Annotated in this window: 14 protein-coding genes; 4 read left to right on the forward strand and 10 right to left on the reverse strand. The window is 70.0% G+C overall.

The features are described from left to right. Positions 1-34: 34 nt before the first annotated feature. The 3 genes from QZ607_RS21765 to QZ607_RS21775 form a co-directional block, all read right to left on the reverse strand. Complete coding sequence (locus QZ607_RS21765; RefSeq protein ID WP_295887134.1) at positions 35-271, reverse strand: PEP-CTERM sorting domain-containing protein; 237 nt, start codon at positions 269-271, stop codon at positions 35-37. 741 nt (positions 272-1,012) lie between these two features. Further along, complete coding sequence (locus tag QZ607_RS21770; protein WP_295887136.1) at positions 1,013-1,576, reverse strand: transposase; 564 nt, start codon at positions 1,574-1,576, stop codon at positions 1,013-1,015. A gap of 755 nt (positions 1,577-2,331) precedes the next feature. Continuing rightward, positions 2,332-5,925, reverse strand: coding sequence for a DNA methyltransferase (locus QZ607_RS21775; RefSeq protein ID WP_295887139.1), 3,594 nt, complete (start codon positions 5,923-5,925; stop codon positions 2,332-2,334). Positions 5,926-6,390: 465 nt separating this feature from the next. Between QZ607_RS21775 and chlG the strand changes: the two genes are divergently transcribed. After that, a complete protein-coding gene (gene chlG, locus QZ607_RS21780) occupies positions 6,391-7,314 on the forward strand; it encodes a chlorophyll synthase ChlG (RefSeq protein ID WP_295887141.1) in 924 nt (307 codons plus the stop codon). A 119-nt stretch (positions 7,315-7,433) separates the two neighbouring features. Further along, positions 7,434-8,699 (forward strand): geranylgeranyl diphosphate reductase, encoded by a 1,266-nt coding sequence (locus QZ607_RS21785; protein WP_295887143.1) that lies wholly within the window; start codon positions 7,434-7,436, stop codon positions 8,697-8,699. Positions 8,700-8,792: 93 nt separating this feature from the next. On the opposite strand, the gene QZ607_RS21790 is transcribed toward QZ607_RS21785, so the two are convergent. Then, positions 8,793-9,002 carry a DUF2892 domain-containing protein gene (locus tag QZ607_RS21790; RefSeq protein ID WP_295887145.1) on the reverse strand — a complete coding sequence of 70 codons (210 nt, stop codon included), beginning with the start codon at positions 9,000-9,002 and terminating at the stop codon, positions 8,793-8,795. 470 nt (positions 9,003-9,472) lie between these two features. Between QZ607_RS21790 and QZ607_RS21795 the strand changes: the two genes are divergently transcribed. Further along, entirely contained in the window at positions 9,473-10,891 is a 1,419-nt protein-coding gene (locus tag QZ607_RS21795; protein WP_295887147.1) for a BCD family MFS transporter, read from the forward strand. A 734-nt stretch (positions 10,892-11,625) separates the two neighbouring features. On the opposite strand, the gene pufA (QZ607_RS21800) is transcribed toward QZ607_RS21795, so the two are convergent. The 3 genes from pufA (QZ607_RS21800) to QZ607_RS21810 all read right to left on the reverse strand — a co-directional run bounded on the left by pufA (QZ607_RS21800) (position 11,626) and on the right by QZ607_RS21810 (position 14,763). After that, a complete protein-coding gene (gene pufA, locus QZ607_RS21800) occupies positions 11,626-11,871 on the reverse strand; it encodes a light-harvesting antenna LH1, alpha subunit (protein WP_295887148.1) in 246 nt (81 codons plus the stop codon). 73 nt (positions 11,872-11,944) lie between these two features. After that, entirely contained in the window at positions 11,945-12,088 is a 144-nt protein-coding gene (gene pufB, locus QZ607_RS21805; RefSeq protein WP_200238069.1) for a light-harvesting antenna LH1, beta subunit, read from the reverse strand. A gap of 758 nt (positions 12,089-12,846) precedes the next feature. Continuing rightward, positions 12,847-14,763, reverse strand: coding sequence for an FAD-dependent oxidoreductase (locus QZ607_RS21810; protein ID WP_295887151.1), 1,917 nt, complete (start codon positions 14,761-14,763; stop codon positions 12,847-12,849). 375 nt (positions 14,764-15,138) lie between these two features. Between QZ607_RS21810 and crtY the strand changes: the two genes are divergently transcribed. Beyond that, positions 15,139-16,347 (forward strand): lycopene beta-cyclase CrtY, encoded by a 1,209-nt coding sequence (gene crtY, locus QZ607_RS21815; protein WP_295887153.1) that lies wholly within the window; start codon positions 15,139-15,141, stop codon positions 16,345-16,347. A 490-nt stretch (positions 16,348-16,837) separates the two neighbouring features. Here crtY and pufA (QZ607_RS21820) read toward each other — a convergent pair whose 3' ends face one another. The 3 genes from pufA (QZ607_RS21820) to QZ607_RS21830 form a co-directional block, all read right to left on the reverse strand. Next, positions 16,838-17,101, reverse strand: coding sequence for a light-harvesting antenna LH1, alpha subunit (pufA, locus tag QZ607_RS21820; protein WP_295887154.1), 264 nt, complete (start codon positions 17,099-17,101; stop codon positions 16,838-16,840). A gap of 25 nt (positions 17,102-17,126) precedes the next feature. Then, positions 17,127-17,270, reverse strand: coding sequence for a light-harvesting antenna LH1, beta subunit (pufB, locus tag QZ607_RS21825; protein ID WP_200238069.1), 144 nt, complete (start codon positions 17,268-17,270; stop codon positions 17,127-17,129). Between the two features lie 699 nt (positions 17,271-17,969). Continuing rightward, positions 17,970-18,440 carry a hypothetical protein gene (locus QZ607_RS21830; protein WP_295887157.1) on the reverse strand — a complete coding sequence of 157 codons (471 nt, stop codon included), beginning with the start codon at positions 18,438-18,440 and terminating at the stop codon, positions 17,970-17,972. Between the last annotated feature and the right edge of the window lie 192 nt (positions 18,441-18,632).

Here is an 18,632-nt window from a genome sequence, read left to right on the forward strand (position 1 = left end):
AGGCGTGGCCGGCTGGAAGCCGGCGCTCCCAGGCTCAGGCCGCCGCCGCGTCCTGCTCGTCGGCCAGGCGCTTCAGGCCGTCTTCGCGTCGGCGGCGGTAAGCCTGCACGCCCATGGCGCCGAGGCCGAGCAGGGTCAGCAGCGGGGTAGCGGGAGCGGGAGCGGCCGCGGGGATGGCGCTCGGGCAAGACACCGCGGCACCGGTACCCCGATCACCCGCGTTGATGGCACCGCCGGTGTCTTCATAGGCCCATTCGCAGACGCTGAGCACGACCCGCGTCGGGTCGGACGCCGTATCCAGGCGGAGCTTTGCCCAGCCGACTGCAGAGCATTCGAATGCCGGACGCAGGCCCTCAAGGAACTTGGGGGATGCAAAGAAATCCGATGCGGCTGCCGCCCAGCCTATTCCAGCCCAGCCCATTCCATTGGCCCGCTCCATCGGCCGGACATCCCGCCGGGGCGCGTTGCGCGTCAGCCAGCCTTGGCGCGGTGTCGCCGAGTAAAACTCGGCGCCCCCAGGGGGCCAGCCCGGGGCCGCCGAGCTCCCTTCGACCCCGGGGCCGCCGAGCTCCACTCGGCAATCCTGGGGCCGCCGAGCTCCACTCGGCAATCCTGGAGCCGCCGAGTTTCACTCGGCAATCCCTGGGGCCGCCGAGCTCCACTCGGCAATCCCTGGAGCCGCCGAGTTTCACTCGGCAATCCTGGGGCCGCCGAGTTTCACTCGGCAAACCCTGGGGCCGCCGAGCTCCACTCGGCAATCCCTGGAGCCGCCGAGCTCCACTCGGCGATCCCTGGGGCCGCCGAGCTCCACTCGGCAATCCTGGGGCCGCCGAGCTCCACTCGGCAATCCCTGGGGCCGCCGAGCTCCACTCGGCAATCCTGGGGCCGCCGAGTTTCACTCGGCAAACCCTGGGGCCGCCGAGCTCCACTCGGCAATCCTGGGGCCGCCGAGTTTCACTCGGCAATCCCTGGGGCCGCCGAGCTCCACTCGGCGATCCCCCTCCGCTGCCGCTCAACCTCCACGCGCCGCACTGCCGAAGGGCCACTCCTCCGCCCGCGCCGCAAGCCGCGCCTTGACCGGGTTCTGCGCGATGTAGCGGCGCACGGCGGCGAGGTGCCTGTCGTCTCTGATGTAGCGGTCGAAGTACTCCCGGTCCCAAAACTCACCCTCCCGGTGGAGCAATGGGTTTGCCTCGCGGGCGGTGAAGGCCTTCCAGCTCTGGATGACCTTGGCCAGCGGATGATCCGGAACGGTCTCGATGAGCACGTGCACGTGATTCGGCATCACCACCCAGCTGAGCAGCCGATAGCGCGTGCCATCGAAATGCAGCAGCGCCGTCTCCACCAGGCGCGCGATGTCCGGGCGCCGCAGCCAGCAGGCGCCGCGACCGTTGTCCAGATACTGCTCGATGCGCTTGCGCCGCGCCGCCTCGTCGCCGCGCGTCTGCGCGCGGATGCGCCCCAAAACCGCCGCCGGCAGCGAGTCCCCCAGCCGAAAGGTGATGAACTGCAACAGCCCCGGGCAATCCAGGTGCGGCAGATAGCCGCGGGAGTACCAGCCCTTCGGCTCAAGCATGGCATGCTCCTCCAAGCCCAATAACCACCCAGCGGCAGACACCCGACCAACCGACGCCCCCGGGACGCCGCCGCCTCGGGCCGCCGAGCTCCACTCGGCAAACCCTGGGGCCGCCGAGCTCCACTCGGCAAACCCCGGGGCCGCCGAGCTCCACTCGGCAAACCCCGGGGCCGCCGAGCTCCACTCGGCAAACCCTGGGGCCGCCAAGTTCCACTCGGCAAACCCTGGGGGCGCCGAGTTTCACTCGGCGATCCCTGGGGGCGCCGAGTTTCACTCGGCAATCCCTGGGGGCGCCGAGTTTCACTCGGCAATCCTGGGGGCGCCGAGTTTCACTCGGCGATCCTGGGGGCGCCGAGTTTCACTCGGCGATCCCTGGGGGCGCCGAGTTTCACTCGGCGATCCCTGGGGGCGCCGAGTTCCACTCGGCGATCCCGCCGCGAGACGGCAATGCCCCCCAGCCCAAACAGCGTTCACCGCCCCGGAAACGTGATTTTGCTCGCGTGCCGTCGCCGAGTAAAACTCGGCGTCCCCAGGGTGGGCGTGTGCCGTCGCCGAGTAAAACTCGGCGTCCCCAGGGTGGACCCGAGCCTGCCATGGATGCACCCAGTTTGTACACAGGGCAGACGGGCTCGTGTGCCGGCGCCGAGTGGAACTCGGCGTCCCCAGGGGGTGGGCGTGTGCAGGCGCCGAGTGGAGCTGGGCGCCCCGGGGTGGGTGCGTGCTGTCGCCGAGTGGAGCTCGGCGCCCCCGGGGGGTCAGGCGGCGTAGCGGCCGGGCTCGGGCTGCTGGACCTGGCCGAGGGCTTCCAGGGTCTCCAGCAGCTCGGCGACCTGGGTGGTGCGGGCGCGCTTGAACTGGCGGGCGATGTGCTCGGCGTCGGCGGGGGCGGGCTGGTCCGCGAGCACGGCGCGCACGGCCTGGAACTGGGCGGGCAGGGTCTTGGGCCAGGGGGCCTTGGCGGCGGCGGCGGGCGCCGCGGCGGCGACGGCGACGTCGGCGGCGGCCTGCTCGGTGCCGGCGCCGGTGGGGTTCTGGAAGTCGGGCCGCAGCCACGCGACCCGTCCGCGGGCCTCTTCGGCGGCGCGCTCGCGGTTCAGCGCCACCAGGCGGGTGAGCAGGTCTTCCTCTGCCGCGGCCTGCTCGGCGGGCTTGTCCGGCCAGGGCGTGGTGCCGCCGGGGCGGCCCACCAGGGCCGGGGCGAGGTCGGCCCAGCCGTAGGCGGCGAGCACGGCGGCGTCCAGCTCGTCGTGGAGCTGGGCGAGCACGGACACCAGGCCCTGGTCGTGGACCTTGCGCTCTTTGGGCGTGAGCGGCGGCTCGCCCGGCACATGCGCGATGCGGCGCAGGCGCTCCAGGACGTTGTAGACGTTGGTCAGCGTCAGGTCGGGGTGGAGGGCCTGTTGGCGCTTGCGGTGGGTGTCGATCTGCTCACCCAGCCGCGCGATGGTGGCGGCGGAGTCGGATGGGCTCTGGTCGCTGCCTCCCTCCGCCTGGGGATTCGATGCGGCAGCCGCGGGGGTGTCGGCGCCGACAGCCGCTGGATTGCGCCTGGCGCCCTCGCGGCGGAGCGGGAAGGGGAAGGTCTCAAAGCATTCGCTCTTCGGGTAGACTGGTCGATCTTCAAGTAAGCTCCCGGACCGGAGCGCCCAAATCACATGGACGCGACTAGAAAGAACGCCGAGATGCCACGCGCCCTCGATTGCAATGCTGACGAGCTTGTTATCAGGCAGGATGGAGTGGTCGAGGGAAACAAAAAAGCGGTGCTTGCTGGTCTCGACCGTAGCGATGTAGTGGCGTAGACCATCCATAGCCGGGCGCATATCGCTGCGGGGCTCACCAAAAATCCACCAGTTATCGCGGTAGGTGGCGCGTCGGTTCTGATCCCGCTCCGGCTTCACCCGCTCATACACCCACTGGTACACCTCTGGAAAGCGCCGCCGGACCTCGTCCGCATCCAGCCCGAACAGGTCGATGACCATGACACCCCGCGGGGTCGCTGTCAGATCACGCCCATTGCGGTATTCGCGGATATGGCGCTCCAGACCCGGAATGCGGCCGAGGCCGAGCTGCTTCGCCTGTTCGGGACTGACGATGAAGCCGGAGCCGATGAGCTGAACACCGCGCGAGCTGATGCCGCCGTTGGCCAAGAGGGGAGACGCTGAGGCGATATCCGCCCCAACGGTCAAATCCGAGAAGATCACCCCCTCGCGCTTCTTCAGCTCCACGTCCAGCCCCTCGCCACCCACGGACCGCTCCGCGGTCACGGTGCGCAGCTCCCCGGGCTCGCTGCCCGGCTGGCCGACGGTCATCGCGATGCGCACGGCGGCGCCGTCCGCAGTGTCCACCCAGGGGTGATCTGCAATGGCAAAGGCGAGCGACAGCGGCTGCTTCTGCGCCATGTGATGGGCGATGACGCGCCGGTTGAAGGTCTGGCGCAGGCTGTTGGTGGTGATGAGGCCGAAGCGCTGGAGCTTGCCGGTGCGCACGAGCCCGGCGGCCTTGTGCCACCAGTGCATCACGTAGTCGGCGGACTCGGGGACCTGGGGGTAGGCGCCGCGCAGGGCCTCCACATAGCCGTCGCCGAGGGCGCGGCGCATGGTGCTGGCGCCGATGAAGGGCGGATTCCCCACCACGAAGTCGGCCTCCGGCCAGTCCGCCGGGCGCGGATTCACACAGCGCTCCACCGCCACCCGCGCGGCCTCGTCCGGCACGGGCTCGCCGGTGACGGGGTGGGGCTTGGTGGTGCGGCCGTCCCAGCGGGTGACGGGGCGGCCGGCGGCGTCGGTCTCGAAGGCGATGTCGTCCCAGGCGAGCACCGCGTCGCGGCACTGGATGTTGTGGGCGTCCTTGAGCAGGGGCTCCCGGGGCGGGGTCTTGGCGTAGGTGCGGAAGTGCCATTGCAGGTAGCCGATCCAGAGCACGGTGTCGGCGATGCGGGCGGCGCGGGGGTTGGTCTCCAGGCCCAGCATCTGTTCCGGGCTGACGGTGCCGCCCTCCAGCTCCAGCCCCTGCTGGGTGTCGCCGAGGTCCGCGAGGGCCTCCAGCACCTCGCCCTCCAGGCGCTTCAGGTGCTCCAGGGTCACGTACAGGAAATTGCCGCTGCCGCAGGCCGAGTCCAGCACGCGCAGGGTGCAGAGGCGGTGGTGGAAGGCGCGCACCTGCTCGATGGCCTGGTGGCGCTTGCCGTCCTGGTCCAGGCGGTAGGCGCTGGCCTGCACATTGGCCCATTCGCTGCGCAGGGGCTCGATGACGGTGGGCAGCACCAGGCGCTCCACATAGGCGCGCGGGGTGTAGTGGGCGCCGAGCTTGTGGCGCTCCACGGGGTCCAGGGCGCGCTCCAGCAGGGTGCCGAAGATGGCGGGCTCCACCTCTTTCCAGTCGGCGCGGGCGGCGTCAATCAGCAGGTCGATCTGCTCGCGGGTGAGCGCCAGGGCCTGGGGCTCGGCGAAGAGGCCGCCGTTGAAGTGCGGGATGGGCGCGCGCAGCACGCCGGAGAAGGCGGAGCCGGTGTTCATGTCCGCCCAGAGCTGGCGCAGCAGGTGCGGCAGGTGGTCCGGGTCGTTGCGCATGTCCTGGAGCAGCTGGCTGAAGGCGCGCTCGGGCAGCAGGCCCACGTCCTCCGCGAACATGGTGAAGAGGCAGCGCATCAGAAAGCCGGCCACCTGCTCCGGGTGGTGGCCGGCCGCCGCGCCGGGGCCGCCCTCCAGGGACTTGGCGAGCCGGGCGAGCTTGGCGGAGACCTCGCGCGTGACCCGGGCGCTGCGCCGGGCCGGGTCCAGCGACAGCGGGTCCAGCCAGATGGCGCGCAGGCGCTCGCGGATCTCGGCGCGGCGCAGGTCTGTGAGGTAGATCCGGTGCGAGAGGGCGTCCGGATACGGAATGTAGTTGGCGGCGGAGCGGGTGAAGTCGGCATAGACGCCGATGTGGCGGCCGACGTCCATCACCAGCAGGAAGGGCGGGCGGCCTTCTTCCGCCGGCAGGGCGCGGGCGTAGTTGCTGCCCTGGGCGTGGGCCCTGAGCATGGCCGCGTCCCAGGCGGTGGACTGCACCGCCAGGCCGGACTGCTTGGCCTCCAGCAGGAAGCAGATGCGCTTGTAGCAGTCGATGCGCCCGGTGCTGGTGCTGCCGTCCGGGTGGTGGAAGGTGACGCGGCGCTCGAAGACGTAGGCGTTCTGCGTCTGGTCGGCCTGGGCCGGGTCCGGCGACGGCAGGCCGAGCAGCGCCGTCAGCTCGGTGACGAAGAGCTGGTAGTTGGCCAGCTCCGAGCCGTCCGCACGCTGCCAGCGGGCGATGAAGGCGTCGACGGCGGCTGGGCTCGGCTCCGCGGCGGCGGCGTCCTGTGGGGGCATGGTCTGGGTGCAGGATCAGGGTTTTCCTGATCGTACACGAAGAACCGCAGGTGCGGGCAAGGCGGGCCGCGGGGGCTGCTGTTGGCCGCTGAGCCTGGTGATGCGTCTGTGTTGCAGGGGGGTGGTGGCGTCGCCGAGTGGAACTCGGCGGCCCCGGGGAGGGCGCCGAGTGAAACTCGGCGGCCCCGGGGAGAGCGCCGAGTGGAGCTCGGCGGCCCCGGGGAGAGCGCCGAGTGGAGCTCGGCGGCCCCAGGGGGCGCCTGGGGGCGCCGAGTTTTACTCGGCGCATGGGCCGGGTTGACGTAAAGCGGTGTTGACGCGGGTCAGGCGAGTCGCAGGCTGCGGCCAACGGCCGGTGCCTTCGGGCTAGACTCCCGCTTCCGTTCGCGCGCCGCCGGCGCCGGGCAGCCCTGCCCCGCGCGCCGTGCCGAGCCGCCTGCGATCCACCGCATTCGAGCACCGCCCATGACAGAGACGGCCACCGAGCAAGCCCTCCCCGCCCGCCCCCAGCCGAAAGCCATGCTGGAGGTGCTGCACCCCATCACCTGGTTCCCGCCCATGTGGGCCTTCACCTGCGGCGTGGTGTCCTCGGGCGTGGACGTGCTGGCGCACTGGGGGCTGCTCGTCGCCGGCATCATCCTGACGGGGCCGCTGGTGTGCGCCACCAGCCAGGTGGTGAACGACTGGTACGACCGCGACGTGGACGCCATCAACGAGCCCAACCGGCCCATCCCGTCCGGGCGGCTGCCGGGCAACTGGGGCTACAAGATGGCGGTCGCCGGCACGGCGCTGTCCCTGGCGCTGGGCATGGCGCTGGGGCTGTGGGTGTTCCTGGCCACGGTGGTGGGGCTGGTCTTTGCGTGGATCTACTCCGCTCCGCCGCTGCGGCTCAAGAACAACGGCTGGTACGGCAACGCCGCCGTCGGCTTCTCCTACGAGACCCTGGCCTGGATCACCGGCGCCGCGGTGATGCTGGGCGGCGCCATGCCGGATGCGCGCATCCTGCTGCTTGCGTTCCTCTATGGGCTCGGCGCCCACGGCATCATGACGCTGAACGACTTCAAGGCCATCGAGGGCGACCGGCAGATGGGCATCCGCACCCTGCCGGTGCAGCTCGGCGTCAAGGCCGCCGCCTGGGTGGCCTGCGTGGTGATGATGACGCCGCAGTTCATCGTCGTCGGGCTGCTGTTCGCGTGGATTCAGCCGGTGCACGCCGCCGCCGTGGCCGGGCTGGTGATGGTGCAGGGGGTGCTGATGCTGCGCTTCCTGGAGGACCCGGTGAAGCGCGCCACCTGGCTCAGCGGGCTCGGTGTGGCGGTGTATGTGAGCGGCATGATGGTCAGCGCCTTTGCGGTGCGGGCGGCGGTTGCGGGGCAGACACCTCTTTAAGAGAGGGCGGAGGGCTGAGGGGCGCTCTCAGCCCCCAGCCTTCAGCCCCCAGCCCCCAAGCCCTCAGCCCTTGATTTAAGGCGACGGTTACGCCCGAAGCGAACAAGCAGGTGACAGCCATGACAGACTCAGACACCTTCGATGCCGTCGTCGTCGGCGGCGGCCCCGCCGGCGCCACGGCGGCCACCGACCTGGCCCGGCGCGGGCGCCGGGTGCTGCTGCTGGACCGCCCGGGGCGCATCAAGCCCTGCGGCGGCGCCATCCCGCCCAAGGCCATCGAGGAGTTCGAGATCCCGGATGCCCAGCTGGTGGCCAAGATCCGCTCCGCGCGCATGGTGGCGCCGAGCGACCGGCACGTGGACATGCCCATCGACGGCGGCTTCGTCGGCATGGTGGACCGCGAGCCCTTCGACGAGTGGCTGCGCGAGCGCGCGGCGGCCGCGGGGGCCGAGCGGCGCAACGGCACCTTCACCAAGCTGACCCGCGATGCCGACGGCACGGCGCTGGTCCACTACCGGCCCGCTGCGTCCCAGGACCGGGCGGAAGAGATCCAGCTCCGCGCCAGGGCCGTCATCGGTGCCGACGGCGCCATGTCCAGCGTCGCCAAGCAGTGCATCCCGGGCGCCAAGGAGCTGCCGCACGTGGCGGCCTATCACGAGATCGTCCGCTCCCCGGCGCCCACCGCCGGCAAGGGTCTGCACGACTTCGAGCCGAGCCGCTGCGATGTCTACTACCAGGGCAAGCTCTCCCCGGACTTCTACGCCTGGATCTTCCCGCACGGCGAGACCACCAGCATCGGCGTCGGCACGGAGCTGAAGGGCTTCTCGCTGCACGACGCCGTCGACCGGCTGCGCAGGGAAACGGGCCTGGATCAGTGCGAGACGCTGCGCCGCGAGGGCGCGCCCATCCCGCTGCATCCGCTGCCCAAGTGGGACAACGGCCGCGACGTGGTGCTTGCCGGGGACGCCGCCGGCGTCGTCGCGCCCGCCTCGGGCGAGGGGATCTACTATGCGCTGGTGGGCGGGCGGCTCGCCGGCGACGCGGTGGAGGCGCTCTTGGTCACCGGCGACGCCAAGTCGCTGGCCAGCGCCCGCAAGCGCTTCATGCAGCAGCACGGGCGGGTGTTCTGGATCCTCGGGATCATGCAGAAGTTCTGGTACAAGAGCGACAAGCGCCGGGAGCGGTTCGTGTCGCTCTGCGACGACCCGGACATCCAGCACCTCACCTGGCAGGCCTACATGCACAAGAAGCTCGTCAAGGCCAAGCCGGCGGCGCATGTGCGCATCTTCTTCAAGGACATGGCGCACCTGCTGGGCGTGGTCTCGCCCTGGCGCAAGAAGGCCGCGGCGCCGGAGCGCGAGGGCGCCGGGCTGTCGTCCTCCTGACACCGAGCCCCCGCCCCGGTGGGCGGGGGCCAGCGTGGAAACGGCCGCCTGCCCGCCCGGCAGCAGGCGTGCATGACCGCACGCGCCGCCGGCTCAGCCGTCTTTCTTGGTGGTGTCGATCTTGAGCGGCAGGTAGGCAAAGCAGGTCCGGCTCCAGCTGGTGAAGAGCAGGATCAGGGCCACGGCCACCAGCAGCATCTGCAGGCCCATACCGGGCACGAAAAAGCTCAGGATCATGATCACCGCGGCGGCGATGAGGCGGATGGTGCTGTCTTGCTTACCGACGTTCTTGGGCAAGGCCATGGGGTTGCTCCGTGGTGGATGACTGATGAAAAACAGCCGGGCCCATGGGCTCGGCTGGCTGTGATCTGTTGGACAGGCCCGAGCGCCCTTCGGTGCCCGAGGTGAAGCCGGCGGGCGAGTGTAGCAGAGCGCCGCGCGGGGCAGTGCGGCGGGCGTGGGAGCGGCCTGCGGCTGCGACCTGGGCGCGCGGGCGCAGCCGTCGCGGCGGGGACGCCGCTCCCACGGGCGCCGGCCGTGGCAGCGCTGCGGATTCGCGTTTTCTCCGGGCGCCCGGATACCCTAGTATCCGGGCGGCGGCGGGGGCATCGCATCCGGCGCAGGCCAGGCCAGCGCCGCGCCGCTTGCCGGCACAGCCGGCCCGCGCAGGCGACAGACGCCGACGCACCCACGACCGGGCAGGCCGCCGCGCCAGCCGAAGCTTTCCAGAAGCACCCCAGAAGCACCCCAGAAGCACCAAAGAGAGCCCCGACATGAAGAGCGTGATGAACTGGATCGTCCGCCTGCCCTTCGCGGACGCCGGCACCGAGCAACTGCCGCTGCCGAAGCTGCTCCGGCTGTCGCTGTTCCAGGTCTCCGTGGGCATGGCCATGGTGCTGCTCTACGGCACCCTGAACCGCGTCATGGTGGTGGAGCTCGGTGTGTCCGCCTGGCTGGTGTCGCTGATGGTGGCGCTGCCGCTGGTGGCGGCGCCCTTCCGCGCGCTCATCGGTCACCGCTCGGACTATCACCACTCCGCCTTCGGCTGGCGGCGGGTGCCCTACATCGCGCTGGGCAGCATGCTCCAGTACGCGGGCTTCGCCATCATGCCCTACAGCATCCTGATCCTGTCCGACGACACCAACCAGCTCATCATCGTCGGCCAGTTCTTCGCCGCCCTGTCCTTCCTGCTGGTGGGGGCGGGCCTGCACACGGTGCAGACCGCGGGCCTGGCGCTGGCCACGGACCTGGCGCCGCAGGAGAAGCGCCCGCGTGTGGTGGCCCTGCTCTACGCCACACTGCTGCTGGGTATGGGCGCCAGCGCGCTGCTCTTCGGCCATCTGCTGGAGGACTTCTCGCACAAGCGCCTGGTGGAGGTGGTGCACGCGGCGGCGCTGGCGACGCTGGTGCTGAATTTGATCGCCGCCTGGAAGCAGGAGTCCATCGATCTCAAGCGCGCGGTGGCCCAGATCCCGCGGCCGCCGTTCAAGGAGACCTGGCAGGCGTTCATGCGGGGCGGGCGCTCGGCGGGGCTGCTCATCGCCGTGGGCCTCGGCACCGCCGGCTTCAGCATGCAGGAGATCCTGCTGGAGCCCTATGGTGCCCAGGTGCTCGGCCTCACGGTGAGCCAGACCACGACGCTCACGGCCATCCTCGCCGGCGGCACCTTCCTCGCCTTCGTGCTGGCGGGCTTCGTGCTGAGCCGCGGCGGCGATGCCTACCGGCTCGCGGCCTTCGGCACCCTGGTGGGCATCGGCGGCTTCCTGCTGGTCATCGCCGCAGCCACGGTGGAGTCGCCGCTGGTGTTCCGCATCGGCACGGGCTTCATCGGCTTCGGCAACGGGCTGCTCGGCGTCGGCACCCTCACCGCCGCCATGGGGCTCGCCGAGCGCGGCCATGCGGGCCTTGCGCTCGGTGCCTGGGGTGCGGTGCAGGCCACCTCCCAGGGCGTGGCCATTGCGCTGGGCGGGGCGCTCAGGGACGTCACCACCGGGCTCGCCGTGGGCGGCTCGCTGGGGCCGAATCTGACGGAGATCTCCGTCGGCTACCGCTTCGTCTACATCATCGAGGTGGTGCTGCTGATGGCCGCCTTCGTGGTGCTGATCCCGCTGGTGCTGAAGGCCCGCCGGGAGCGCGACAGCAAGGCCGCGCAGCCGGCGGAGGCGCAGTTCGGGTTGGATCAGATGCCGTAGCCCGCACGGCGGCCCCCGTTCAACCCGGGCCGGGCACCGGCGCAGCCCGGGTCCCTGCCCGCCACCACCCACCCGCGGCGCCCGCAGGCGCCGCATGCCCCACCCGCATCCGCCTGCGGTGCGGGAATGCGTTTCGGTCTCGGCAAGCACATCGGACCCCGATCAACGTCCCGGCCGGTCGCTGGCGCGCCTTGCGTACTCAGGGCTTCGAGCCCTGTTGTCGTCAGGCCGGGCGGGCCGGAGGGCACAGTCCGGCGGCCGGCGTGCCCGCAACCTTGATCAAAGCCGGACATCGGCGGCGCGGCCGCGCCCCGGACCGCGGTACCCGCAACAGTCGCCAAACGTCGCCTGGCGGGTGCTGCCAGCCCGGCTGGCGTCGGGCCGGGGGCCTGGACCGGCGGGCGCACACCCATGCGCCCGGCAGCCTGCGCAACACCGGAAGGACGGTCGGGATCAGCGCCCCTGCCCAAACGGCTTTTTGCCTCGCTGGCCCGGATGCCGCACGCCGTGCAACGGCGGACGGTGGGAGTAACGGAGAGGTCTGCGAGTGCGCAAAGTATCGGCCCGGTGCCGACGCGAGCGCTGCTCCCGGTGATATTGGGAGCGGCGCCCGGTCGGCACCGGGCCGTTGTGCGGCGCATCGGCTGTGATGCGCCGCCGGCGGCCTGGGGCTCAGGTCCGAAGGACCGCCCGCGGGCCGCGGCGGGGTCGGCTGGGGTCAGCCGTCGGCTGCCTTACTCGGCCGGGGCCGGCGCCGGAGCGGCGACTGCGGGCGGAGCCGCAACCTGCACGCTGTCCTTGAAGCCGTAGCCCGGCAGGGCCAGCGCATAGGTATGGATCATCCACATCTGGATGAAGAGGATGAAGAAGAAGGGGACCATCCAGGTCGCCGGGTTGATCACGGTCCAGATCTTCCAGTCTTCTTCCGGATGATCAGGTTCGGCGATCTTGGGGTCGGCCATCAGATACGGGACTTTCATCGAGAATCTCCTCGTTGCGAAACCTTAAGCGCTCAAGAGCGTTGAGCAAAGCCTGTTACAGGGACAGGTCGGCTCAGAACCAGGGCTGATAGACCCAGGTGACCACGTGGACGACGGTCGCGATCATGACCCAGCTCCACACGCCATGCTTCCAGTGCTCATGGAATTCCTTCGCTTGCTCGTCGGTAAGGCCCGACAGATTCTTGGATTCGGCCATCGAAATAACCTCCGGATGAGGGATTGGCTCAAGTGCCGCCCGGCGGTTCCGAACGGGACACTCCGATGTGTGGCTCGCGTCTGCACTCACTGAGGATGCCGGGCATCCCGGGTGCTGTCCGCGACCCACGAGTGTTAGTGTAACCTGACAGTTTTATGTGTCAAGGTCGATTTACAGATTTTTTTCGCGGTTGGCGCCCGGTGCGCAGGAGGAGCTGAAGTCGGTGGGTGCCACGCGGGTGTCCGGCAGCGGCATTCCGGTGCCGACGACGACGCGCGAGCGCTGCGTCGCGGCCCGAGGCCGCTCCCACCGGGGCAGGCGATCAGCGTGGGAGCGGCATCCCTGCCGCGATGCCTCGGCGCATGCGGCCTGGTCGCGGCGTTGCCGGGTGCGCGCCTGTGGGTAGACCGGGAGCGATGACGGCATCGCTGGCTGCGGGTCCGGGTCGCGTGAGCGGGGTCGGCGCTGGCGGGCGGCCGCCGCGGGCATCGAGCCCGCGACGGGTGTGCGGCCGGCTGGAAGCCGGCGCCCCCAGGTGACTGGCGGCCGGTTGGAAGGTGGTGCCCCCAGGCAGCGGGGGGCCGGCTGGAAGGTGGCGCCCCCAGGCAGACGGCGGCCGGCTGGAAGGTGGCGCCCCCAGGCGGCCGGCGGCCGGCTGGAAGGTGGCGCCCTCAGGCAGGGGGCGGCCGGCTGGAGGCCGGCGCCCCCAGGCGGCCGGCTGGAAGCCGGCCACCACGGGGATGGGCGCAGGCAGGCGGTCAGAGGACCAGGGGGCCCTTGAGGTCAACGGCGGGGATGGGGTTCTCGCGCAGGCCCTCGGCGGCGAGGATGCGGTTGGCGGCGATGCGCCCGGTCATGGTGGCGGCCTCCATGAGGTTGGCCGGCACCTCCAGGCGCACGAAGTCGCCGGCGAGGAAGAGGTTGCTCACCGGGGTGTCGATGCCGGGGCGGCCCTGGTAGTCGCCCGGCGCCCAGCGCGGGAAGTTCTGCTGCATGGCGTAGACGTCGTAGAGCACCTTGGCGCCCTTGAGCTGCGGGATCAGCTCGTCCAGCTCCGCGCGCATGATGCGCTTGATCTCGGCCTCGTCGATGACGTTGTCGGGCTCCACGGCATAGGCGTGCAGCTCCAGCACCGAGCCGCCGTGGCGCCGCGCCCAGTCCTCGTACTCCGGCTGCATCTGCGAGTAGATGGCGATGCTGTCGGTGTAGCGCCAGCCGCTTACGGTGTAGAAGGGCACGGCCATGGGCGGGCATTCGCGGTCCAGCCACAGGCGCCAGACGATGTAGGGGTCGGCGACGCCAAGGTCCGCAACGCTCTGCACGAAGCCCTGTTCGGCGTCGTTCCGGGGCAGCTCGGAGCGGGCGACGATGCCCTTGAGCCCCGGCACGTCGCAGGCCAGCACGAAATAGTCCGCCGCAAGCTCCGGTGTCTGCTGCTCCGCCCGCGGCTGGAAGGTCACCTGATCGCTCGCGTCCGCCACGGCGTCCAGGGCCACCAGGGGCACCACGGTGGGGCCTTCGGTGGGACGGCCCTCGGCATCGTACTTGGCGCCGTGGCAGGGGCAGGCGAAGCCGCCGGTGGCCGCATCCAGCCCCACCGGGCAGCCCATGTGGGTGCAGCGCCCGGAGAGTGCCCGATAGCCGCCGTCGGCCTCGCGGCGGGCATAGTAGAGATTGGCGCCCTGCCGGAAGGGGGTCCAGTCCGTGCCGATGTCCGCCGCGGGCACGCTGTGGGGGCCGTCCAGGATGTCCCCCGGGCGCTTCATGACGAGCTTCTGCACGCCGCCCGCGCCCGCCACCAGCCGGTCCGCCTCCACGCCGGTGATGACGCGCCCGCCAAGCTCGCTCAGCTGCTGGGTCATGGGCGTGACCACTGAGGTCATGGCATCGTCGATGGTCTGGTCGTAGCCCATGCCGTCCGGGTTGCCGAGGAAGAAGAAGTGGAAGAACTTCATGCCCTCGGCGGCGGAGTATTGATCGAACTGGTTGAAGGAGGTATGCGCGAAGGGCTCGATGATGGTGTCCACCATGGGCTGGTTGACGCGCTGGCAGAAGGTCTTGAAGTCGATGTCGTCGAACTTCGCGAAGGTGCGCTCGGGGTCATAGCGCATCAGCTCGTAGAGCTTCCCGAAGGGGTTGTTGAAGTCCAGGATCGACACCGACTTGGCCTGATTCACCACCGCAAACAGGTTGAACGGAAACAGCGTGGTGGTGTTGGTGAAGCTCTCGGTGCCCTTGGCCGGGTCCTTGAAGATGACGGGGTAGTCCAGCACCGGCTTGAAGTTGCCGCGCAGGCCCATCTCGTCCAACAGGCCGTTCAGGTTGTAGTACTGGTTGAAGAAGCCGTGAAAGCCGTGCTCCATGGCCATGGTCTCGCCGTTGACATCGACGTTCCAGCCGGTGAGCCGCCCACCCAGGTTGTCCGCGCGCTCCACCAGGGTGACCTCGAAGCCGCGCTTCAGCAGCTCATAGGCGGCGGCCATACCGGCGAGCCCGCCGCCCACCACCACCACGCGCTTTTTCTCCGCCGGCGCCATGGGCAGGTCCGCGTTGTTCGCGGCGGCATAGGGCAGGACGGTGCGGCGGGGCTGGATGGCATAGAGGCCGGCGGCGCCGAAGGCGGTACCGGCCGCGGCGGCGAGGCCGACATTGCGGATGAAGCGACGACGTTGCATGGGCTTGGACTTCCTGACGACGACGGACGGCGCTGACGGGCAGCGCGCGGGGGACGGGAACCGGGCGATGCCGCCGGCATGCAGCGACGGCGCCCGCTGAACAGCCGGGAGTCTAGTGCGCGGCGCACGTCCCCCGCGCTGACCACCATCAACCTCCCCGGCCCGGTGCGGACGCGGCGCGACCGCCACGGCGCAGCCCTTGACCCGCCGCAAGCAACCGCATTGAAGGCGGCACCAGGGTCCCCGGGCCGACGCGGGTCCAGGCCATGTCCATGCTAGGCTTGCGGGGATCGACCGGTTGGTGTGCGCCCTGCTCCGCCGCCGGCGAGCCGGCCGACCATCCCGCCCCCCGCAACCAGACAACGGAGCCTCAGCATGGCCGATGCAACGCCCGACGCCTTCGACGCGGACTATCTGCTGGTGGGGGGCGGCCTGCAGAACGGGCTGATCCTGCTGGCACTGGCCGCGCGTAAGCCACAGGCCCGGGTGCTGCTGCTGGAGCAGGGGGAGGTCATCGGCGGCAACCACATCTGGTCCTTCCAGGCGCTGGACCTGCCGGACACCGCGCTGGACTGGGCGCGGCCCATCATCGAGTACGAGTGGCCGGGCTATCAGCTCTACTTCGACGACTCGGCGCGCTGGGTGCAGGGGGTCTATCGATCTCTGAGCTCCGAGCATCTGCACCGGCTGGTGCTGGACGCCGCCGCCGGCTCCGAGGGCATCGAGGTCCGGCTCGGCGCCGCGGTGGCCGATGTGGACGGCCACAGTGTGCAGCTCGCCGACGGAACACGGCTGCATGGCCGGGTGGTGGTGGACGCCCGCGGGCCGGAGGCGGCCCACCCCATGGGCCGCGGGCGCTTCAGCGGCGGCTATCAGAAGTTCGTCGGCCTGGAGTGCCGGCTCGCGGCGCTGACGGACCTCGCCGCGCCGATTCTGATGGACAGCCGCTGTGCCCAGCGCGACGGCTTTCGGTTCCACTACGTCCTGCCCTTCGCGCCGGACCGGGTGCTCATCGAAGACACCTACTTCTCCAACACCCCGGACTTGGACGTGGACGCCCTGAGCCGGGAGATTGTCGCCGAGGCGCCGCGGCTGGGGCTTCAGGTCGCCGAGGTGCTGCGCACCGAAGTCGGCGTGCTGCCCATGCCCGCATGGAGCCATTTCCGCGCAGCGGACGCGAGCCCCATCACCGGCGGCTATGCGGGGGGCTGGTTCAACCCCGGCACCGGCTATTCGCTCGCCGCGGCGGCACGGCTCGCGGAGCATCTGTCGGCGGTGCCCGTGGCGGACACCTTCGGCCACGAATGGCAGCGGCTCACCCGGCGCATGCGTATCCAGGCGCACTTCCTGGCCTTCCTGAACCTGCTGATGTTCGGCTTCTTCCATGGCGCCAAGCGCCGGCGGCTCATGGAGCGCTTCTACATGGTCTCGGACGCGGTGATCCACCGCTTCTTTGCCATGCGCAACAACCCCATCGACATGTGGCGGATCATGTACGTCGGCGCCCCCTGGACGCCCAAGGGCTGGGCGAAGCGGCCGGAGCAGCCGGCGGCGGCGCAGGTGGCCGCGTCATCGGCGGAGTGACGGGCGCGCTTCGGGAGAAGAACCTCGGGCAAAGACGCCTGGGCGCAAAGACGCCGAGGCGCAAAGGGCGTCAAGCGGCTCAGTTGATCCAGGCAGCGCAACACCATCGCGCAACGCCTTCACCACGTGTGCGCGGATGCTGTTCCGTTCGCATGCTTGTTCTCTTGATCTCTGCGCCTTTGCGTCTCTGCGCCTTTGCGTCTCTGCGCCTTTGCGTCTCTGCGCGAGGTCTCTTCTGCCGCAGCTGCGACAGCCGCAGAACACAACCAGCCGCAGCCGTCACGATCAGCGCGGGTGATTGAATGCGCGGGTGGGGAATAGAGACGCGGTGACGACCGTCACCGCAACATCCCTGTCGCCTGGCTCCTTGCGGCCTGCGGCGCGGCGCTGAGGCGCTCCAGCTGCCGCAGGCCCTGCCGGTCGCGTCGCTCTGGTGCCTGTCCGCGTTGCGCGGACGGGCCGAACGCGGCCGGTAGACGGCTCGGGGTCCTTACTGAACCTGAACCTGCGCGACCTTCTGCTCCGGCGCCGGCTGCACGACCGCGACGGGCTCTTTCACGCGCACGCTGTCCTTCCAGCCGTAGCCCGGCAGGGCCAGCGCGTACCAGTGGATGATCCACATCTGGATGAACAGGATACCGAAGAACGGCACCATCCAGGTGGCGGGGTTGATCACGGTCCAGATCTTCCAGTCTTCTTCCGGATGATCGGGCTCGGCGACGGAGGGGTCAGCCATCAAATAGGGAACTTTCATCGAGTTTCTCCTCGTCGTTCAGAAATCAGAACCAGGGCTGATAGACCCAAGTCACCACGTGGACCACGGTCGCGATCATGACCCAGCTCCACACGCCATGCTTCCAGTGCTCATGGAATTCTTTTGCTTGCTCGTCGGTGAGGCCCGACAGGTTCTTGGATTCGGCCATCGAAATAACCTCCGAAACGGAACTTCACTATCGGCACGGTTGCCGTGCCGCCAAGGCCCCGCCGGCGCTGTGGCCGCCCGCTGCCGGGAGCCTTGGGCTCCGGTGTTGGGCCGGCCGCGACGACGCGGCACAGGTGTTAGTCTAACCTGACATCAGGATGTGTCAAGGTCGATTTACACAAAATCTCAAGTGAATTGTCGCGGTGTAGCCGGATGCTGACAGATCAGGACTGTCGACCACCCACTGCTGAGCGGAGCGCGGCAGAGACGGGCTCACCGCAGTCATGCAAGGTCGCGGCACACCTCAGGCCAGTGAGCAGTTGCCATGGGCGGACTGAAGTCCGCCATCCCCAGGGTGCCGACTGAAGTCGGCGGCCCCGGGACGGCCTCGCGACGGCATGCGTGGGCTTGTCTGAATAAGAGGCCGATGGGCGACGCGGACAGGCTGCTGCGGCTGCTCGCGGTGCAGCCGACGCCCGGGGGATCGGGGCCGGCTGCGGCGGTCGCGCCCGGGCGGGGCGGGGCTGGGAGGCCGGGTTTGGGGGCAGGCCCGGCGGATGGGCTGCTGCCCAGCCGCCGGCCCAGCCGCCGGCCCAGACTGGGACCCAGACCGGGGCCCAGACTGGGACTCAGACTGGGGCTGGGGCTGGGGCTGGGGCTGGGGCTGGGGCTGGGGCTGGGGCTGCGGCGGACACCACCCTCACCAGGCGTTGAACCACCATTTGGCCAGGAAGATGATGCTGACGAAGATCAGCATCGCCGTGGCGCCGACCTTGCCGAAGAACAGGGCATTGCCGAACATGGCGCGCCAGACACCGGCGATGGCCTCGGCGCCGCCGTCGATCATGCCGGGGCTGTCGTCCGCGGACGTGCGTGCGGCGACGCTCGCGCCGGCCGAAGCACCGGCCGAAGCACCGGCCGGCGCCGGGTTGGAGGCGGGCTCCACCCGCGGCTCGGCGGCGATGAGCGCGTAGGGCGCGGTGCGGGTGACCTTGAAGAACTCGATCTCGGACTCGGCACCCGCCTTCTCGATGACGACGAACTCCGTGTCCGCGTCCAGGTGCTTGTCCTCGGCGAACATCAGCGCGAACGCCTCCATGTCCTCGGCCTCACTGATGTACTCCCAGGTCTTGATCTTCTCAGGCCAGGTTCGTCTTGCTGCATAGCGCATGGCTCGCTCCTCTTTCGCTGGAAACCTTGTCGCAGTGGGCGGCGACGTGGTGCCCGACACATCGCCCAAGGCCTCGGGGACCCGACTCGAACGGGGCGGATGCGGTGTTGGTTGCGCCCCGTCAGTGGGCACCCCGCCGGCTGTCGTGTAGTCTGGACACGATCAGGTGTCTAGTAGGATAGACACTGGAGC

The organism is uncultured Thiohalocapsa sp. (assembly GCF_913063425.1).
Lineage (GTDB): Bacteria > Pseudomonadota > Gammaproteobacteria > Chromatiales > Chromatiaceae > Thiohalocapsa.

Coding starts and splice junctions, on each gene's coding strand:
- QZ607_RS21770 (WP_295887136.1), bottom strand. CDS start 1,576: ATGCTTGAGCCGAAGGGCTGGTACTCCCGCGGCTATCTGCCGCACCTG.
- QZ607_RS21790 (WP_295887145.1), bottom strand. CDS start 9,002: ATGGCCTTGCCCAAGAACGTCGGTAAGCAAGACAGCACCATCCGCCTC.
- pufA (WP_295887154.1), bottom strand. CDS start 17,101: ATGAAAGTTCCCTATTTGATGGCTGACCCCTCCGTCGCCGAGCCCGAT.
- QZ607_RS21785 (WP_295887143.1), top strand. CDS start 7,434: ATGACAGACTCAGACACCTTCGATGCCGTCGTCGTCGGCGGCGGCCCC.
- QZ607_RS21810 (WP_295887151.1), bottom strand. CDS start 14,763: ATGCAACGTCGTCGCTTCATCCGCAATGTCGGCCTCGCCGCCGCGGCC.
- QZ607_RS21830 (WP_295887157.1), bottom strand. CDS start 18,440: ATGCGCTATGCAGCAAGACGAACCTGGCCTGAGAAGATCAAGACCTGG.
- pufB (WP_200238069.1), bottom strand. CDS start 17,270: ATGGCCGAATCCAAGAACCTGTCGGGCCTCACCGACGAGCAAGCAAAA.
- QZ607_RS21795 (WP_295887147.1), top strand. CDS start 9,473: ATGAAGAGCGTGATGAACTGGATCGTCCGCCTGCCCTTCGCGGACGCC.
- QZ607_RS21775 (WP_295887139.1), bottom strand. CDS start 5,925: ATGCCCCCACAGGACGCCGCCGCCGCGGAGCCGAGCCCAGCCGCCGTC.
- crtY (WP_295887153.1), top strand. CDS start 15,139: ATGGCCGATGCAACGCCCGACGCCTTCGACGCGGACTATCTGCTGGTG.
- pufA (WP_295887148.1), bottom strand. CDS start 11,871: ATGAAAGTCCCGTATCTGATGGCCGACCCCAAGATCGCCGAACCTGAT.
- chlG (WP_295887141.1), top strand. CDS start 6,391: ATGACAGAGACGGCCACCGAGCAAGCCCTCCCCGCCCGCCCCCAGCCG.
- pufB (WP_200238069.1), bottom strand. CDS start 12,088: ATGGCCGAATCCAAGAATCTGTCGGGCCTTACCGACGAGCAAGCGAAG.